Consider the following 16,904-nt stretch of genomic DNA (forward strand, 5'->3'; position numbering starts at 1 on the left):
TTAAAAATAATAAATAACATCATATTTTATAAAGTTGACTGAGCTAAATTAAGAGTAAGCTTAATTATTGAAGCCTAGTAAAAAGACTAGGTAAGAGGTAGCAATCAAACTCAAATCTTCTAGTTAATTTTATTTATTTCATCTTCAAAATGCTAGTGATTTGAACTTGATTTGCTTCTCAAATACTCAGTCAGATAGTTAGGCAGAAATAATTAACATTTCAAACAATCAGGTAATCTTGCGTAAACAGCTAGGTTATTGAGTCAAAAGTTGGTAAATCAACTGAGCCAATTCCTGAATAGCAAACACTAAAGCACTATTTACAAGTCAGACATTAAGCAATGATAGAAAAAATTTTGTTAGCGGTTTCGGGCTTAGGTCATGCAGAAGAAATGCTCAAAACCTTGAAAGAAGTACCATCAATTCAACGTGCTAAAGTAACAGTTCTGCACGTTGTACCTCCCCAAAGTACTGCTTCTGCAATGACAAATAAATGGGAAGAAGGGGGTAAAATTCTTGCCAATGCCATTCAGTCTTTAAACTTAGATCCTAGCCAAGTTTCTTCAATTTTACGGCAAGGTGAACCCAAAGACGTAGTTTGTCAGGTAGCCGATGAAATTGATGCTGACTTAATCATTATGGGTTCACGCGGACTCAAGCGTTTGCAGTCAATTTTGGCAAACTCCGTCAGTCAGTATGTTTTTCAATTGTCTTCTCGCCCGATGTTGTTGGTTAAAGATGACATTTATGTCAAAAGAATCAAGCGCATCATGGTAGCGTTAGACAATTCTGATTCAGCCAAACATTGTTTAAGTTTAGCTTTATTCTTGCTGCAAGGTATTCCTGGTAGCCAGTTGATTTTGACTCATATTAATACTGATTTGCGCGGTAAAACCTCAGAAGTTGCTGAAGTTATCCCCGAAAAAAATCCCATTTTTGGCGCAGCTTACGCTGAAGCGCAAAGATATGGTGTCCAAACTCGCTGCTACACCAGTAGCGGTAAACCCGGTGAAGAAATTTGTCGTCTCGCCGAAGAATTGAGCGTAGACTTACTTCTACTCGGTTCTCCAGATCGTCGTCCATCAGTAGCTAAGAGCTTTGTCGATATAGACAGACTCATCGGTGCTTCTTTGTCTGATTATGTTCGAGTCAACGCTACTTGTCCAGTATTGTTGGCAAGAACCAGTGCATAACACTTCAAGGAGCTAGAGGCTAGGGGTTAGAGATTAGAAAAAGTATTTTTAACTCAGCACTCAGCACTCAGCACTCAGCACTCCAAATTTGGCGGTTGATAAATAAAAACCCCCGCACCAGTGGTGTAGGGGTTTTTTATCTTATGCACAAACTATTAACTATCTTTTTTACCTTCGCGGCTGGCTGTTTGGATGTACAGAATTAATAAAAACACAGAGGGAACTAGTACGAACAGAATGCTCGCTACGAACCCTAAGTCATTAACTTGCATGGCAAAGAAGCCTCTCTATATTTTCCAGTCAACAACTTTAGAATAGCATCATCGATGCCCGTGTTAGCCTTATTTTTTTTACTTCTTATGTCACCAATGCTGCTGGCAGGTAAGCTTTAAAGGTTAAGGTTTTGTTACTACACTCACAGGGCCATGTACTAAAGCTTGACAGGCGAGGCGGTAATTATCGGGTTTTTTCTTAAATTTGCGCTTTTCTACATCGGTGCGCGGCGAAAGATTTTCTAAACCTTCTACGACCTCTACAACACAAGTACCACACTGACCGTAACCGCCGCAGTTGGTCATTTTGCCGAAAAGCGTGTACAAATCAATGCCGTTTTCTACAGCTTTTAGCCGCAAGTTAGCGCCATTTGCAGCTATTACTTCTTTGTCTTCCTTAACAAATTTAATGTTACCCATAAATATTTAATTCCTTGTTGACTGTAAAATGCTTGGCTAAAAAGGCTAATACCATTTTGGATGAAAAATTGCAGTCTATGTCTAGGTTCTATCAATCCATGCGATCGCCATCTTTTTTCCACTTGGCATAAGTTTAAATTAGTCTGTATCAACTATATTACTTAACTTCTCGTTACTTGTTACAAATAATTAAGAAATATCAATTTTTAGCAAAAACATATTGTCAAAAAAAATAGGACAGGTACAACACCTGTCCCATTGATGAAAAATTTACTTAACTTACCTAAATCCGACAGCTGCTTGCCATACGAAAGCAAGTAACAAGAAGAAAACAGGAATTACTGGAAGAACGTCTACCAGAGGATCGAAAATTTGGTAAGCTTCAGGCAGTTTAGCTAATAATAGTGCTGCTTCCATGTTCGTTTTTATCCACTCTATCCAACACAGCTTTCATAATTGAGATGTATCTTAACATGGTTTAGCCACTGAGAATTAGTTATTCGCTGCTTTGAAACAAGGGGCTAGAAAAAGGGACTAGTTAAAAAATATTTGTCCTAACCTGTCACCTGTCACCTGTCACCTGTAACCTCTAACCTGTCACCTCTGAAATATCAGACACCGAGTAATTTGTAGATTAAGCTGTTGATGAAGGTGAGGGCTAACGCGCCTAACACAGCACTCCAGATACCGAAACGTAACCGGAAGCCCTCTACTAACCAAGCAGCAATACTAAAACAAACAACGGCAATCATAAAAGTGAAGATGCCGGATAATAAATCAAACGTGAGGAAATTCGGTACTGCGAAGATTAGGCGTAAAATCGGTCTGATGATCGCCGTAACAATACCGAGAACTGCTGCTGAAATAAAGGCTTTTTTGGGTGAGTCAACTTCAACCCCCAGGGGGAGTTTACTAATGATCAGCAGGCTGATAGATGTTACTACCCACACAATAAAAAGCGTTACAATTGCATTCATTGCCACAACCCTTGAAACGCGAATGGCGATTGGCGATCGCTTATTGAAGCAACCGATTTCATAATTTTTGAAGCTTTGCCAATTACTTGTAAATTACCAGATATTTTTCTCTATTTAGAATTTATTTTTTATATCTTTAGGTTTGGGCAAGAAATTATCAGGAGGCAGGAGGTTCACTTCGACTACGCTCAGTGACCAAAAGTCAGAAGTCAGGAGTCATAATCTAAAATCCACAATGGAAGATGAAGAAGGATTTTTGCTGCATCTTCCATCACTACATTTTGAGTGGTAAAGTTCTGCTCAAATTTATCAGTTTGGAGCAGAATTATTTGTATTGCCTGGTGCTACTGGTACTTGTGTTGCTGGTGCATTTGGTACACCCGGAATTAGTCCTTCTCCACTGGGTGGCTGTCCATAATTAGGAGGTATTTGGTTAGGGTTAATAGGGATATTGGGATTAAAATTTCCCTGGGGATTGGTTTCGGGGACTGGTGCATTAGGCACACTAGGATTATTGGGAAAATAGGATTCTGGCAATTGATTAGGTTGAGTGGTGGAAGTTTGACTAGGCCCTGGGATAATGCCTAAAGACACGCGATCGCCTCCGACTTGGCGTAATAAATCTAGCGTTTCCACCACATCATTATAAGTCGTAGTACGGGAAGCATTTAATACCAAAATCCCATCAGGATTTTGTGCGAGATATTGCTTGAGTTTCTCTGCTAATTCCTCGCGTTTTACAGGTTGTTTTTCAATGTAAATATTACCTACAGCATCAATAGTCACAATTTGACTACTAGTTTGTCCTGCGATCGCAGATGTCCCGGTAGAAGCTTTGGGCAAATCAACATTAATAGCTTGTTGGCGAGTAAATTGTAATGCTGCTAACAAAAAAAACGTCAAAATACAAAAAACAACATCAATTAAAGGAATGATTTGTATTTGTACTTCTTCAACTGGAGTATGCAGATTAACTTTCATCGTTTGAGAAATTTTAGTTATAGCAAAGTTGTTAAGTGCTGAGTTCTGAGTAATAAATTGTCTTCTGCCTCTGGTTGGTGAATCTCGACACTTCGGCAAGCTCAGTGCATCGCTTCGCTCGATTACCGCGCAGCCGAACCACTGCCCCCTGCCTACTGTTCAGGATCTAATGAATCAGTCACATTCGGTTCTTCTGGAGGTTGAGGAAATAGATTTTTGGCTTTTTTGCGGGGTGGAGTGACAGTTTCACGAGAAGCTTCATGCACAATTGCTGTACTCTGATTAAATTCTGGTGGAGATTGACGATAAAGTAATTCCAACTCATTCCCCGCCTTACGAAAAATTTTGACTTGGTTAACTAAAAAACTTTGGAATAGCCGATAAAATACCAAACTAATAATTGCGACAATTAACCCTGTGGCAGTACTAATCAAAGATTCACCAATCCCAGTAGTTACGCCAGCAGTCGATTCTGTGCCTAAATCACCAATGCGAATTGAACGCAAAGAGTGAATTAAACCCAACACTGTACCCAACAGTCCCAACAGTGGGGAAAGTGCAATCACCGCTTCTAAAAGTTTTTCACCACGACGCATCCCAGCTAATTCATCTTCGGCTGTAGCTTCTAATGCTAAACGAAAAGTTTCCAAATCCACCTTTAACAAGCGTAAAGGTGCGTAAAGAAATCGCCCAATTGGCTGGTCTGTAGATCGTTTGGCAATATCTGCGGCTATATCCCAGTCTTCTTGGGCTGCATCTAGTACACGGTTCACTACTTCCTTTTCTTGATTTAAAATCCGCAGCCAAAACCACAAACGCTCTAAAATCACACTCAGAGCCAGAATTGACAAAACTGCCAAAGGCCACATCGCTGGCCCACCCTTTTGAAACAGTTCTAAAATATCCACTGCTTAACTTTCCTCCCTCCGTACCTAGAGCAATTATCCCAAAGCATTTTAATTCTAAAGATTAATCTTTTTTCATCACCTCTGGCAGCATAACAACATCGTCGATTCTTTCACAGTTAGCAGCGTGTGACTAGGAACGTTATGCCTACTAAATTTTTGGGAATCATTGGTTTTAAGTAAAGTGTTCCCAGGGTATTAGGTCATGAAAGTTGCTCAGATTATTGGCAAATTGGATATCTGGTGGCAGCAAAAGCTGAGGTTAGGTATCAAGCCTACCTTATTATGTTTGTTTGTCATCACTGTTTGCCTCACCTTTGTGAGCAGTGGCTGTAATCTTGGAAAAAATCAATCTTTTAAACCGCTTCGGGTTGGAATTACAAGCTGGGCGGGGTTTGATATTGTACGCTATGCCCAACCCTTTGGAATCTTCAAACAGCGAGGCCTAGAAGTAGAGTTGGTACGATTTGATAATCAGCAAGATTCCAGTCGGGCTGTACTCCGCGGTGGATTAGATGCGGCATTTGTTTCTTTCTGGGATGTGATGCAAGTTGATCCCGGCAATGATAAACCTGTGGTATTAATGACAACCAATATCTCTGCGGGAGCAGACGGAATTGTTGCCCGTCCAGAAATTAAATCTGTCGAAGATTTGCGTGGTAAAAAAGTCGGAGCAAAACTAGGAACTGTCAACCATTTAATTTTGTTGGAAGCTTTAAAAGCCCATCAAATCAAGCCCTCTGAAGTTCAGATTCGAGATTTTTCCAATGATGTAGCAGCCGAGAAAATCAAAACAGGTGAAATTGATGCTGCTGTGCTGTGGGAACCAATGCTAGGAGAAACTGCCAAGAGTATCAAGGGTAATGTGATTCACACGACAAAGCAAGTGGACAGTCTGGTAATTGATATCTTGATGTCTAGTGAAAGTACGGTCAAAACGAAAAAAGCAGAACTCAAGCAATTTATACTGGCTTGGTTTGATGTGATGCACGCCGTTGAAACGCAACCGACAAAAGTGTTTAACACTGTAGGAGAAAAATTAGGGCAAAGTGGTGAGTCTTTTGGCAGTGATTATGCTGGGTTAAAAAAAGGAGATATTACTTTAAACCGACGGATGTTTGCAGCAGATGGTCGTCTCAATTCGGCAAAGGAAGAAATTGTGCAACTGCTGCAAGCAGATCCGCGTCATGGTCGAGTGATTCGGCAAGATGTAGACATTAATGCGGCACTTGTCAATGAAGCCATAACAGGATGGAAGTTATGAGCCAGCCATCTCAAAATCACTTATCTCACCAACTACTGATGGGTTTTGGCATTTCTCTAGCAACGGTTGGCTTAACTACATTGGGATTAAACTACTTTTTGATTCAATCAAAGCTAGAACAGGAACTAGAACAACGTGGCCAATCGATTACCCAGGGAGTCGGGTTTTCCACCGAAGGATTAATCGAACTGGGAAATACGAGTATTATTAAGCGAGTGGTGCAAAACTACGCCACACTACCATCAGTTATCGAAGTTGCGATCGTCAGTCCAAATGGACAAACCCTAGCTAGGAGTGGAGCAGAACTACAAAACCCACCTTATGCTTCAATTCATCCAGAATTGGCTCATACCCTAAAGCATACTTCTCAAACAGGTTTAAAAGGGAGTTTCAGGATAAAGATCGACGGTAGGCCAGCATTAGTAGAAATTTTGCCCTTTAGCAGCACACTATTTGGTCAAGCAAACCGACGCGGGTTAGCGATCGCTATTCTGGATGTTAAGGAACTACAACAGCAAGCTTGGCAAACTCTCTCTACTTCTACGATTATCTTACTCATTGGGATGTCAGCAATTCTCATGCTGATGACAATCATGATTCAGCGATTTGTCTTACATCCACTCCAACGTTTGAATAAAGCTATTACCGATAGTCATAGCATTGACCATTTTGTCATGCCCAGTGGATTGCCAAATAACGAAATCCAATTCCTTGCTCATACAATTCAACAGGCAGCTACACGAGTAGAAGCTTACCAGCAACTTGAACAAGAAGTAGCGCAGCGAAAGCAAGCTCAAACCGCTTTAGTGGAGTCAGAAGCACAACTACGGCAGCAAGCCCAAGATTTGGAGAAAGCCATCCAAGACTTGCAGCAAGCTCAAATGCTCATTATTCAAAGTGAGAAAATGTCTGCCTTAGGCAATTTAGTGGCGGGTGTGGCTCACGAAATTAACAATCCAATCTCCTTTATTCACGGCAATTTGACTCATGTTAACAGCTACACTCAGAATTTATTTCAATTAATCGACCTTTACCAACAACAATATCCTGATTCCCCAGAAACAATCCAGACAGCAGCAGAAGCCATCGATTTAGAATTTCTGAAGCAAGACTTTCCCAAACTGCTGAGTTCTATGAAAGTAGGAACAGAACGCATTCAGGGAATCGTACAATCTCTACGCAATTTCTCCCGTCTGGATGAAGCTGAGTTGAAAGTAGCAAATGTGCATGATGGCATTGAAAGTACGTTGCTGATCCTGCAAAATCGTCTCAAGGCACAAACAGAATCTGGCAACATTGAAGTAATTAAAGATTATGGTCATTTACCCTTAGTTGAGTGTTACCCTGGTCAACTGAATCAGGTTTTTATGAATCTTTTATCAAATGCGATCGATGCGTTAGAAGAGTTAACTGTTAACCAACAAAACCAATTACTACAAAAAAACAATCCTAAAATTTGTATTGTTACGCAAGTTTTGGCAGAAAAAACTATTTCAATTCACATTAGTGATAACGGTTCAGGGATGGATGAAACAGTACAAGGGAAGTTATTTGACCCGTTTTTTACTACTAAACCTGTCGGGAAAGGCACAGGCTTGGGCTTATCCATTAGTTATCAAATTGTAGTAGGCAATCACAAGGGTAAGTTGTACTGTCATTCTGCACAAGGGCAAGGAACTGAATTTGTTATAGAAATTCCCATTCATCAGTCTGGTCGTAATTAACGTAACTTAACTATTGCTAGACTGGCTTGCAGGAATTATGTCATAAGTAAAAAAGGCTGTTCAATGCAAATCAACTTATGACTGCTGCTGCACAAAACTTTCCCAACTTGGCTGTTAACTTGGTAAACGGCATTTTGGCAATTAAGCCTTTAGCGAATCTAGCCAAGCACCAAGCCCGGCAAATGATGATTAAACGCGCTGAAAAAATTGGTGTGCCTTGGACAAAGGAAGTAGAGAAACTCAAAGCGCGTGATTGGTCAACAGATTTAGCGCAAGTCCAAAATCCGCAGCTTTCCTATCCAGATTATTATGTCACTTCATTTCATGCCTACGAAAATGGTAATCTGAGTTGGCAAGCGGCGTTTGAAGTAGAACCTGCGGCCCATGCTGTTCACGCGAAAATTTGGCCTGGTGCTGAAGTTGAAGGCGATCGCCAACTCCGGCGAAGTTATCATAATATTCTCAAACCTTTTTTGGCTGAGGAACCACGCGACATTCTAGATATGGGATGTAGTGTGGGATTAAGTACTTTTGCTTTGCAGCAGGTTTATCCTGAAGCGAAAGTGACAGGCTTAGATTTGTCTCCTTACTTCCTGGCTGTTGCTAACTACCGCGCCCAGCAACGTCAAGCTAAGATCAATTGGCTTCATGCCGCAGCCGAATCAACAGGGCTACCAGATGCGTCTTTTGATTTGGTTTCGCTGTTTCTGATTTGTCATGAATTACCCCAAGCACCCACGCGCCAAATTTTTGCGGAAGCGCGGCGGTTGTTGCGTCCTGGTGGTCATTTGGCAATTATGGATATGAATCCCAAATCGGAAATCTACAAAAAAATGCCTCCCTACATTTTGACTTTGCTCAAGAGTACTGAACCATATTTAGATGAGTACTTTTCGTTGGATATTGAGCAAGCGTTGATGGATGCAGGTTTTCAACGTCCTACAATTACCAGCAATAGCCCCCGCCACCGGACTGTAATTGCTAAGGTGCGTGACTAATTTAGCTGTAATACTTTGGGCGGCAATTCCCCCACTGTTACTTTTAGGTTATTACTATTACCGTGTCGCCTTTGCTCCGGCTTTACTGCGTTTGCTGTGTTTTTTTATAGCCGGGGCAATTTCTGGTGGTGCTGCCTTGGGTTTACAATGGTTGGCGGAACTGGGATTTAATTCGATTGTAAACTGGCAACAAATTCAGCGATCGCTTTTTGGCGCAGCCTTACGTCAACTCATAGAAATCGGCCCCATTGAAGAAGGTTGCAAGTTTATCGCCGTTCTTCTCCCCATCATCTATCTGCAACGCAGATATCGATTCCGCAGCAGTAGCATTTTGCTATTTACGATTGCCGTAGCTTTAGGTTTCACTGCCGAAGAAAACTGGATTTACCTTTACCACGGTACCGCCTCAATTCTTGACCGGAGTATTGGTACACCAGTTCATGCAATGTTTTCTGCACCTTGGGGTTATGCTTTAGGAATTTATTTTGCCTCGAATCTCAAATTACATCGCCACCAGAAGTTAATTTTGTCAGCTTTGATCAATTCTGTGATTTGTCATGCACTGGTGAATATTTTATCAATTGCTTGGCGTTACGCTGCACCAATTAACTTTCTCAGTTATGGTTTATTTCCCTTTTTATTGTGGATGTTTTGGCGACTAGAACAATTATTACGAAGAGTACAAAGACAACCACTAATCATCTTAATTTCTCGCTCATGGCACAGAGGTTTAGTATTATTTGCACTGATGTTGGGAGGAAATGCTATTTTTGGATTGTTTTTGTTAGCTAGAGTTCTTGCACCTTTACGTTGGAAGCAGCTTTTTTACCCAGAAATTTTGCGTTTTATTCTGAGTCGTTTTTCCTTGAATTTATTGTTTGCAATTTTGGCATTGTTGATTTATCTGTATTTACGTCATTCGTGATAGTTAATAGGTTACAGAGTTAGAAATATTTTGTTGTCGTTTACATTTGCACCGCAAACTAGACTAAACTCCAGTCATATAAACAAGGGTAACGGCTTAACCAATACCCTAAGCATCACTTTGACATCAAGCAAACAATACCATAATTCTTCGGTCACACCTCACAAACAACACGAAAACCATCATTTTCGCTGTGGTCGTGGAGGTAGTTAAAGGTACGAGACGCAGAACGGCAAATTTCAGGGTGGGAGAACCAACATCCACCCCGCAGCACGGCTATTCGACGTTGCATAAATGCGGGATGAATCTGCGGTTGAAACCTTTGATATTTTGTTCCAAATTGAGCTAAAACGTCCCATGATTCCGTAACGCCTTGATCACACTCATCATCATAAAACCAAGGGCTTCCATCTGTTGGCGCTCCTTCGTAATTATCATGCCAATCATCTAGACACCATTCCAAAACGTTCCCGTGCATATCATATAAACCAAAGGAATTCGGCGGGAAACTTCCTACTGGTGTTGTTTTTATTCGGTAAATTCCCTTGATGTTGTTGCCATAATTGTAGTAACCATTATAATTTGCTAATTCTGTTGTTATTGTCTCACCAAAATAGAATGGAGTTGCCGTACCGCCCCTACACGCATATTCCCACTCAGCTTCACTTGGTAAACGATACTTTCTTTTTGTCTGGGCAGTCAGACGAGCGCAGAACTCCACCGCATCATACCAAGACACTCGCTCAACGGGTCGCTTATCTCCTTTAAACTTCGATAGGTCAGCTTCTAGCCTTCTATTAATTTGCGGTAATCCTGCTACTACTCTCCATTGTTCCTGAGTTACAGGATACTTCCCCAGAAAAAATTGCTGAATGTTCACTCTTCTCTGAGGGCTTTCTGAATCATAACGCTCTAGTTCATCTTCTGGTGAACCCATTATAAAAATACCACTCTTGATCAGCACCATTTCTAGACTAATTCCATTGCCCAAGTCTTCTGTAAAGTATTCGGCTTGACTCTGTTCACGCTTGATTTCCTGTCCTTGGGCATTTACTGTCACTACATCAAACTGAAAAATTTGTAGTTCTTCTTTATTCATACCTGATGTGTTCATTTGCTTTTACAGAGTTAGGCTTACCTGCAATGGCTGAGAGTGGTTGGCTAACTCGCTCTTTTGAAAACCTTACCCTTACACATTAAGTTATAACGGAAACATAAGCCCTAAATCTTTAAAAATAGCCTTTCTAAATATTATTGATTTTGTGCAGACGCATTCTGAAAAAACAGAAGATGTATTGAAATTGCTGCGGAAGCTGATCAAATCATCTAAGGATGATAACTTGGTTGAGATTATTAAATTAACAAATCCAGAAAAATTGTCAATACAAAATGTCATTAATGCTTTAGAGGAACATTTTAACCCAATACAGTTCAGTTAAGGCAACAACTTAGACTGGTAGAGGTTGTGTGGAGGAACGTAACCCAACATTCACTCATACTTTTTTGAGTTACGCTATCGCTACACCCAACCTACTATTCTCTTAACTGAACTATCTGTAGTATCTATTAATTTACTTAAGAAATGAATCGAATCTTCATATAGCCTTGATTTGGATATCAATAATTTTGCCATTGTAATTACAGCTAAATTTATAGATATTAGAAACACGGAATTTAATGTTGAATACAATGAAAAAATTCTTACCAATACCTATCGTTTTAGCTAGTTTAACAATTGCTTTATTGCCTGCTCGTGCTGAATTTACAGAATCAGCAATAAAAAATATGCGCTTTTTTATTACTAGTGATAATTTATTGATTGCTGCCAATATCAAAAGTGGTTCTGCTTGCTCTTTAAACAAAGGTACTTCTATTACTAAAATGGCTGCGTTTAAAGCAATCTATCAAGATAAGACTAATGTCAGAGTTTCAGGGAGGGTTGAAAGTTTTTTGGCACTGAAAAATAATGAAATTTATCCAGTTGCAGGTCAATTTCAAAGTAATGCTAAAGTTAGAACTGCTGACTGGTTAATTAGAAATACAGAATATTATCCTGAGTTTCTCAGTGAAATGGTAGATTGTACAACTGAAGGCGGATTAAAAAGAATCCAGTTAAATGCTTCTTCACCTTAAAGCTTTTACGAAGTTTATGTTGACTGAGATTTTCACTATCTTATACAAGTTTGAACAATGATGATGACAAACTGATTACTGAAAATCTCAGCAGTAAAATATTCTCTAACTTACAATCAAAAATTTCAAATCCAAAATATTATTATGTTATAATGCTTTACTCAGACGTTTAGTACAGTATTTGCATAATCTTATGGAGGAAACAAAACTGAAATTTGTTGATTTATTTGCTGGCATTGGAGGTTTTAGATTATCTTTTGAAAAAGCTGGATATGAATGTGTTTTTTCCTGTGAGATTAATGAGGCTTGTAGACAAGTTTACTTTAATAACTTTGGAGATATACCTGCAAATGATATTAGAAATATAGATATACAAAGTTTGCCTGAATTTGATGTTTTAACAGCAGGCTTTCCTTGTCAACCTTTTAGTATTTGTGGCAGACGAAAAGGTTTTCAGGATACTAGAGGTACTCTATTTTTCCATATTTGCGAAATTATTGAACATATTAAGCCATCTGTTGTTGTACTTGAAAACGTTAAGCATATATTACATCATGATCAAGGAAGAACATTAGAGACTATATTATATTCTTTAGAAGATATAGGTTATGTGGTAAATTACGAAATACTCAACTCTAAAGATTTTGGTTTGCCACAAAATAGAGAAAGAGTAGTATTTGTTGCTACGAGAAATAGAAAATTTGATTTTAAGCTGCTCAAGAAAACTTATCCGTTTCCTACTCTCAAAGAATTTTTGTGTACTTCAGGAGATTTTGAGTACTTAAATCCTCAAGATTACACAATGATAGAAAATCCAAAACAACAAGCTTCTGGGTTAATTTTTGTAGGTTATCGTAATAAAAATATTTGGAAAACAGGTGTGAGACCAAATACAGAACATTTATCTAGAGTGCATCATCAACCAAATAGAATATATTCTATTAAAGGTGTACATCCAACAATACCATCTCAAGAGACTTCTGGGAGGTTTTTTATTTATATACCTGAAGAAAAAGCTGTTCGTAAATTAACTATTCGAGAGTGTTATAGAATTATGGGGTTCCCTAATAGTTTTAAAATTCATAGTAATTTAGGAGAGTGTTATAAGCAAATAGGTAATTCCGTCGCTATACCAGTAATGTATGAATTGGCTAATCAAATTAAGAAACAGTTTTTTCATACTTCAGAAGCAGAGAATATAAATATTAGAGATAATCAAAATTTTTATATTGAGCGACCTATTCAACTAGAATTACCTCTTTAATATTAAAAATGAATCATCGAGAAAAACTTTTAACAGTTTATCAAGATATAGCCAAGATTGAAGTTAATCAAATTATCTTGCCTGAAAAATATCAAAATTATGTGGCAGAAGTTGCGAGAAATTGCTTTAAACGAAAAGCTGCTCACACAGTACTAATAACTCTTTTAGTACATAAAATTTTACATTCCTCTCAAGATATTCGCTATCATCAAGCTGAAATGATGGATGGTTTTTCTGGAAGAAGTATAGATACAAAATACATTACTCCGACATTAACCGAATTAGGCTTACCTGCAATGGCTGAAAGTGGTTGGTTAACTCGTTCTTTTGAACAACCTTACCCTTACACATTAAGTTATAACGGAAATATAAGCCCTAAATCTTTAAAAATAGCCTTTCTAAATATTATTGATTTTGTGCAGACGCATTCTGAAAAAACAGAAGATGTATTGAAATTGCTGTTGAAACTTATCAAATCAGCTAAGGATGATAACTTGGTTGAGATTGTTAAATTAACAAATCCAGAGAAGTTGTCAATACAAAATGTCATTAATGCTTTAGAGGAACATTTTAACCATAATTATGCAACTGTAGGTGGTTCCAAACTACCAGTGATTGCTTTCTATGCTATTTATCAGCTTCTAATTAAGGAAATATCTAGATATAGCTTCTGTAAGCTGGGCAAATTGGGTAGTCATACAGCTTCCGATAGAACTTCTAGAACTGCGGGAGATATTGAAATATTTAATCAAAATAATCATCTGGTTGAAGCGATAGAAGTAAAACATGGTCAAGAAATAACTTTACAAATTGTGTATCGTGCTAGGGAGAAGATAGTTAAATACAATCCTAGAAGATATTATATTTTTGCTGCAAAAGATGTTAAGCAATCAGAACAAGAAGAAATTAATAAATTGATTACACAAATTTCATCTGAACATGGTTGTCAGGTAATTTTGAACGGAATTATCCCGACAATAAAATATTATTTAAGATTAATCGAGTCCATCAGTGATTTTATTGATGGATACTCTCAGTTGGTAGCGTCGGATAATGAACTACAAAAAATACACAAAGAAAAGTGGAATGAAATTTTAGGTAGATTAATGAATGAAGAATAACAGAAATTCAGCTTGTTTACGCGGGATGAAAGTAATCGTAGATTTCCTGTGCTAGTCGTGGGCCGATTCCTGGGACTTCGGCGAGTTGGGCGGGTGTCACTTGGCGGATATAATCGACTGAGCGAAAATGCCCTAATAGTTGTTTTTGGCGATGATGTCCTAAGCCGGGGATTTCATCTAAACGCGATCGCTTTAGTTTATCACTGCGTTGTTGGCGATGGAAACTCACGGCAAACCGATGGGCTTCATCCCGTAACCGTCGTAATAACTGTACTCCTGGTTGTTCTGCGTCGGTGGGTAAGGGTTGTGACTCTCCTGGTAAAAAAATCTCTTCGCGCTGTTTTGCCAAACTCACAACCCGCAAGTCTTCTAGTAAGTTCATTTCTTGCAACACGGCAACAACTGAAGATAACTGACCTTTACCACCATCAATCATAATTAAATCAGGCCAGTCAGGATTGCCGGCGCGTTGCAGTTGGGAATCTTCACTATATTTCCGAAACCGTCGTTGAATGACTTCGGCTAAACTTGCAAAATCATCGGAATGTCCTATTGTGACGGTGGGATTTTTGATTTTGTAATGGCGATAATGTTGCTTGGCGGGTAAACCATCAATAAATACTACTTGAGAAGCAACAGCATTGGAACCTTGGATATGGGAAATGTCGTAACCTTCAATGCGGTGGGGTAATTCTGGTAAGTCGAGAATATCTGCTAAATCTTGCATGGCTTGATTATTGCGATCGCCCAATTTTTGCATTCTTTGTAATTCGTATTGGGCATTACGCTCGACCATCTCTATTAATTCTGCCTTGGTTTGGCGTTGAGGCGCAACAATTGTTACTTTTCTACCCTTACGCTGAGTTAAAACATCCGCTAATATTTCTGTGTCGGGTAACTCATGCTGTACCAAAATCTCCGTCGGAATTTCCACCGCATCAGCAGTTTGGTAATGTTCTTCTAAAACTCGTTGTAAAATTGCGCCTGGTTCAGCTTGTGCATCTGCAACAAACGCCAAGCGTCCGACTAATTGTCCAGCGCGAATTTGAAATAATTGAATGCAGGCGTGTTGTGTATCTGCGGCTAAAGCGATCGCATCCCGCGAAACTGTATCATCTGGTAAGGATACTTTTTGATCTGCCGTCAGAGATTTTAACCCAGAAATTTGATCGCGTATCCGCGCCGCCGATTCAAAGTTTAAAGCTTCGGCGGCTTTGTGCATTTGTTCGCTCAAAATATCAATTAATTCCTGAGTTCTACCTTGGAATACCATCGCTACTTTCTGCACAGTTTTGCGATATTCGGTAGGGGAAATTAATTGTTGACAGACACCAGGACAACGCCCCATGTCATAATTCAAACAGGGACGGTCTTTAAATAATGGTTGGGGTCGTTGTCTGAGTGCAAAGATGCGCTTACTAATGCGGAGAATTTCTCTTAATAAACCTGTATCTGTATAAGGGCCGTAGAATTTATCTTTTTCTTTACCTAACTGGCGTTTGCGTGTGATAAAGATGCGGGGATAATCTTCTGACCAAGTGATGCAAACGTAAGGATATTTTTTATCATCTTTGAGCAGCACATTAAAGTATGGTTGATGCTGCTTGATTAAATTGGCTTCCAACGCCAAAGCTTCGGCTTCAGTGTCGGTGACAATAAACTCAATTTCTGTGACTTGTCTCGCCATTGTGGCGATGCGTTCGCTTTTGGTGTAGCCTTCACGAAAGTAAGAACGCACACGCGATCGCAATTTCCGTGATTTACCTATATATATAATGCGATCGCTGCCATCCCGCATAAAATAAACACCGGGTTCCGGCGGGATTTCAGCTAATCGGTTTTCTAGACGCTCTGGATCTTTGACTAGTGGTAGGATTTGAGCAGATGTTGTCACAATTAAATGTTTGGTAATCTGACGCTTTTACCTATCTCTATTTTAGAGAATAAACTCAGCGTTGCGGAATCAGAAGATAAAAGAGAACTGGGAAAGTATGAGGGTATAAAAGTGTATTTATCTAAAACCTTACACCCTATACCCTTACACCCTTTTACCCAGTTTCCATAGACAAACTGTGTACGTAAGCTTTATATATTAATTAACTAGCGATCGCTACTGACTTTTTGCGAGAGGGACGCTTACGGTCTGATTTCTTCTTAAATCCTACGGCTTGAGCTTGATCACTATCTGAACCATATTGTCCCCTAACAACTTCTTTCATGGCTAACACCGCATTGTGAAACTCCCACTCGGCTAATCTCGCCGCATCAGTAGCCGCACGGTATAAAGTGAGTTTTTCATTTTCCACTTGTTGCAGTGTTAACATTTTTTGATAAGCTGTCTGCAAAGCATCTTCTGTGGCATCAGCGCGGGTTGTTGTATAGTTGTTAATCGTTTGCAACCCGTGTAAGGAAGTGGTGTCTTGAATAATTGTCTGGCGGGATAAACGACGTGTCGTGTCTTGGGTAGGCATGGATGTTTCCGTATAAGGATACATATTTAACGTACCCATTGCAACTAAAAATCTATCAGTAATATAAATTTTTTAGCTAGGATAATATTTATCGTAAGCGTGCATTTTGATTGCAGACTGATACATTGTGAATGTGAGTCGTTACATTCACAATGTGAGCGATCGCATTCATAATGTAAGTCATCACATTCATAATGTGAGCGATCGCATTTACAATGTGACGACTCACATTGTGAATGTAAGTCATTTTATTTAC

The 16,904-nt window shown here is 39.2% G+C and carries 18 protein-coding genes; 8 read left to right on the forward strand and 10 right to left on the reverse strand.

Features of this window, described 5'->3' with window-relative positions; all coding sequences use genetic code 11:
• Positions 1–341 precede the first annotated feature (341 nt).
• Positions 342–1,193 carry a universal stress protein gene (locus H6G75_RS11955; protein ID WP_190980156.1) on the forward strand — a complete coding sequence of 284 codons (852 nt, stop codon included), beginning with the start codon at positions 342–344 and terminating at the stop codon, positions 1,191–1,193.
• Positions 1,194–1,348: 155 nt separating this feature from the next.
• Here H6G75_RS11955 and psbM read toward each other — a convergent pair whose 3' ends face one another.
• The 6 genes from psbM to H6G75_RS11985 all read right to left on the reverse strand — a co-directional run bounded on the left by psbM (position 1,349) and on the right by H6G75_RS11985 (position 4,751).
• On the reverse strand, positions 1,349–1,465 hold the full coding sequence (gene psbM, locus H6G75_RS11960; RefSeq protein WP_015113622.1) for a photosystem II reaction center protein PsbM: 117 nt from the start codon (positions 1,463–1,465) through the stop codon (positions 1,349–1,351).
• A 123-nt stretch (positions 1,466–1,588) separates the two neighbouring features.
• Complete coding sequence (locus tag H6G75_RS11965; protein ID WP_190588225.1) at positions 1,589–1,885, reverse strand: 2Fe-2S iron-sulfur cluster-binding protein; 297 nt, start codon at positions 1,883–1,885, stop codon at positions 1,589–1,591.
• Between the two features lie 279 nt (positions 1,886–2,164).
• Complete coding sequence (locus H6G75_RS11970; protein ID WP_006195022.1) at positions 2,165–2,302, reverse strand: photosystem II reaction center protein K; 138 nt, start codon at positions 2,300–2,302, stop codon at positions 2,165–2,167.
• Between the two features lie 194 nt (positions 2,303–2,496).
• Positions 2,497–2,862, reverse strand: coding sequence for a phage holin family protein (locus tag H6G75_RS11975; protein ID WP_062295233.1), 366 nt, complete (start codon positions 2,860–2,862; stop codon positions 2,497–2,499).
• 309 nt (positions 2,863–3,171) lie between these two features.
• Positions 3,172–3,843, reverse strand: a complete 672-nt coding sequence (locus H6G75_RS11980) for a biopolymer transporter ExbD (protein WP_190980157.1) — start codon at positions 3,841–3,843, stop codon at positions 3,172–3,174.
• Between the two features lie 152 nt (positions 3,844–3,995).
• Positions 3,996–4,751 (reverse strand): MotA/TolQ/ExbB proton channel family protein, encoded by a 756-nt coding sequence (locus H6G75_RS11985; protein ID WP_190980158.1) that lies wholly within the window; start codon positions 4,749–4,751, stop codon positions 3,996–3,998.
• Between the two features lie 202 nt (positions 4,752–4,953).
• Here H6G75_RS11985 and H6G75_RS11990 point away from each other — a divergent pair, with 202 nt between their 5' ends.
• The 4 genes from H6G75_RS11990 (at position 4,954) to H6G75_RS12005 (ending at position 9,659) form a co-directional block, all read left to right on the forward strand.
• Positions 4,954–6,012: an ABC transporter substrate-binding protein gene (locus H6G75_RS11990; RefSeq protein ID WP_190980159.1), complete on the forward strand. Its 1,059-nt coding sequence runs from the start codon at positions 4,954–4,956 to the stop codon at positions 6,010–6,012.
• The gene (locus tag H6G75_RS11995; RefSeq protein ID WP_190980160.1) at positions 6,009–7,736 is read left to right on the forward strand and encodes a sensor histidine kinase; all 1,728 of its coding nucleotides are present in this window, start codon (positions 6,009–6,011) and stop codon (positions 7,734–7,736) included. The genes H6G75_RS11990 and H6G75_RS11995 overlap by 4 nt, the downstream gene beginning before the upstream one ends.
• Positions 7,737–7,813: 77 nt before the next feature.
• Complete coding sequence (locus H6G75_RS12000; protein WP_190980161.1) at positions 7,814–8,734, forward strand: class I SAM-dependent methyltransferase; 921 nt, start codon at positions 7,814–7,816, stop codon at positions 8,732–8,734.
• On the forward strand, positions 8,727–9,659 hold the full coding sequence (locus tag H6G75_RS12005) for a PrsW family glutamic-type intramembrane protease (protein ID WP_190980162.1): 933 nt from the start codon (positions 8,727–8,729) through the stop codon (positions 9,657–9,659). The genes H6G75_RS12000 and H6G75_RS12005 overlap by 8 nt, the downstream gene beginning before the upstream one ends.
• A gap of 154 nt (positions 9,660–9,813) precedes the next feature.
• On the opposite strand, the gene H6G75_RS12010 is transcribed toward H6G75_RS12005, so the two are convergent.
• Positions 9,814–10,773, reverse strand: coding sequence for a formylglycine-generating enzyme family protein (locus H6G75_RS12010; RefSeq protein ID WP_190980163.1), 960 nt, complete (start codon positions 10,771–10,773; stop codon positions 9,814–9,816).
• Positions 10,774–11,348: 575 nt separating this feature from the next.
• Between H6G75_RS12010 and H6G75_RS12015 the strand changes: the two genes are divergently transcribed.
• The 3 genes from H6G75_RS12015 (at position 11,349) to H6G75_RS32965 (ending at position 14,177) form a co-directional block, all read left to right on the forward strand.
• On the forward strand, positions 11,349–11,792 hold the full coding sequence (locus H6G75_RS12015; RefSeq protein WP_199337834.1) for a hypothetical protein: 444 nt from the start codon (positions 11,349–11,351) through the stop codon (positions 11,790–11,792).
• A gap of 193 nt (positions 11,793–11,985) precedes the next feature.
• Positions 11,986–13,056, forward strand: coding sequence for a DNA cytosine methyltransferase (locus H6G75_RS32960; protein WP_242051512.1), 1,071 nt, complete (start codon positions 11,986–11,988; stop codon positions 13,054–13,056).
• Between the two features lie 8 nt (positions 13,057–13,064).
• The gene (locus H6G75_RS32965; RefSeq protein ID WP_242051513.1) at positions 13,065–14,177 is read left to right on the forward strand and encodes a hypothetical protein; all 1,113 of its coding nucleotides are present in this window, start codon (positions 13,065–13,067) and stop codon (positions 14,175–14,177) included.
• A 16-nt stretch (positions 14,178–14,193) separates the two neighbouring features.
• On the opposite strand, the gene uvrC is transcribed toward H6G75_RS32965, so the two are convergent.
• The 3 genes from uvrC to H6G75_RS12035 all read right to left on the reverse strand — a co-directional run bounded on the left by uvrC (position 14,194) and on the right by H6G75_RS12035 (position 16,895).
• On the reverse strand, positions 14,194–16,071 hold the full coding sequence (gene uvrC / locus H6G75_RS12025; RefSeq protein ID WP_190980164.1) for an excinuclease ABC subunit UvrC: 1,878 nt from the start codon (positions 16,069–16,071) through the stop codon (positions 14,194–14,196).
• Between the two features lie 202 nt (positions 16,072–16,273).
• Positions 16,274–16,648, reverse strand: coding sequence for a hypothetical protein (locus tag H6G75_RS12030; protein WP_190980165.1), 375 nt, complete (start codon positions 16,646–16,648; stop codon positions 16,274–16,276).
• A gap of 88 nt (positions 16,649–16,736) precedes the next feature.
• On the reverse strand, positions 16,737–16,895 hold the full coding sequence (locus H6G75_RS12035; protein ID WP_190980166.1) for a hypothetical protein: 159 nt from the start codon (positions 16,893–16,895) through the stop codon (positions 16,737–16,739).
• Between the last annotated feature and the right edge of the window lie 9 nt (positions 16,896–16,904).

Origin of the sequence: Nostoc sp. FACHB-280, from assembly GCF_014697615.1 — a bacterium.
Taxonomy (GTDB): Bacteria; Cyanobacteriota; Cyanobacteriia; order Cyanobacteriales; family Nostocaceae; genus Nostoc_B.

Coding starts and splice junctions, on each gene's coding strand:
- H6G75_RS11990 (WP_190980159.1), top strand. CDS start 4,954: ATGAAAGTTGCTCAGATTATTGGCAAATTGGATATCTGGTGGCAGCAA.
- H6G75_RS11975 (WP_062295233.1), bottom strand. CDS start 2,862: ATGAATGCAATTGTAACGCTTTTTATTGTGTGGGTAGTAACATCTATC.
- H6G75_RS11965 (WP_190588225.1), bottom strand. CDS start 1,885: ATGGGTAACATTAAATTTGTTAAGGAAGACAAAGAAGTAATAGCTGCA.
- psbM (WP_015113622.1), bottom strand. CDS start 1,465: ATGCAAGTTAATGACTTAGGGTTCGTAGCGAGCATTCTGTTCGTACTA.
- H6G75_RS11995 (WP_190980160.1), top strand. CDS start 6,009: ATGAGCCAGCCATCTCAAAATCACTTATCTCACCAACTACTGATGGGT.
- H6G75_RS11970 (WP_006195022.1), bottom strand. CDS start 2,302: ATGGAAGCAGCACTATTATTAGCTAAACTGCCTGAAGCTTACCAAATT.
- H6G75_RS12030 (WP_190980165.1), bottom strand. CDS start 16,648: ATGCCTACCCAAGACACGACACGTCGTTTATCCCGCCAGACAATTATT.
- H6G75_RS11980 (WP_190980157.1), bottom strand. CDS start 3,843: ATGAAAGTTAATCTGCATACTCCAGTTGAAGAAGTACAAATACAAATC.
- H6G75_RS12010 (WP_190980163.1), bottom strand. CDS start 10,773: ATGAACACATCAGGTATGAATAAAGAAGAACTACAAATTTTTCAGTTT.
- H6G75_RS11955 (WP_190980156.1), top strand. CDS start 342: ATGATAGAAAAAATTTTGTTAGCGGTTTCGGGCTTAGGTCATGCAGAA.
- H6G75_RS12035 (WP_190980166.1), bottom strand. CDS start 16,895: ATGACTTACATTCACAATGTGAGTCGTCACATTGTAAATGCGATCGCT.
- H6G75_RS12000 (WP_190980161.1), top strand. CDS start 7,814: ATGACTGCTGCTGCACAAAACTTTCCCAACTTGGCTGTTAACTTGGTA.
- H6G75_RS32965 (WP_242051513.1), top strand. CDS start 13,065: ATGAATCATCGAGAAAAACTTTTAACAGTTTATCAAGATATAGCCAAG.
- H6G75_RS12015 (WP_199337834.1), top strand. CDS start 11,349: ATGAAAAAATTCTTACCAATACCTATCGTTTTAGCTAGTTTAACAATT.
- H6G75_RS32960 (WP_242051512.1), top strand. CDS start 11,986: ATGGAGGAAACAAAACTGAAATTTGTTGATTTATTTGCTGGCATTGGA.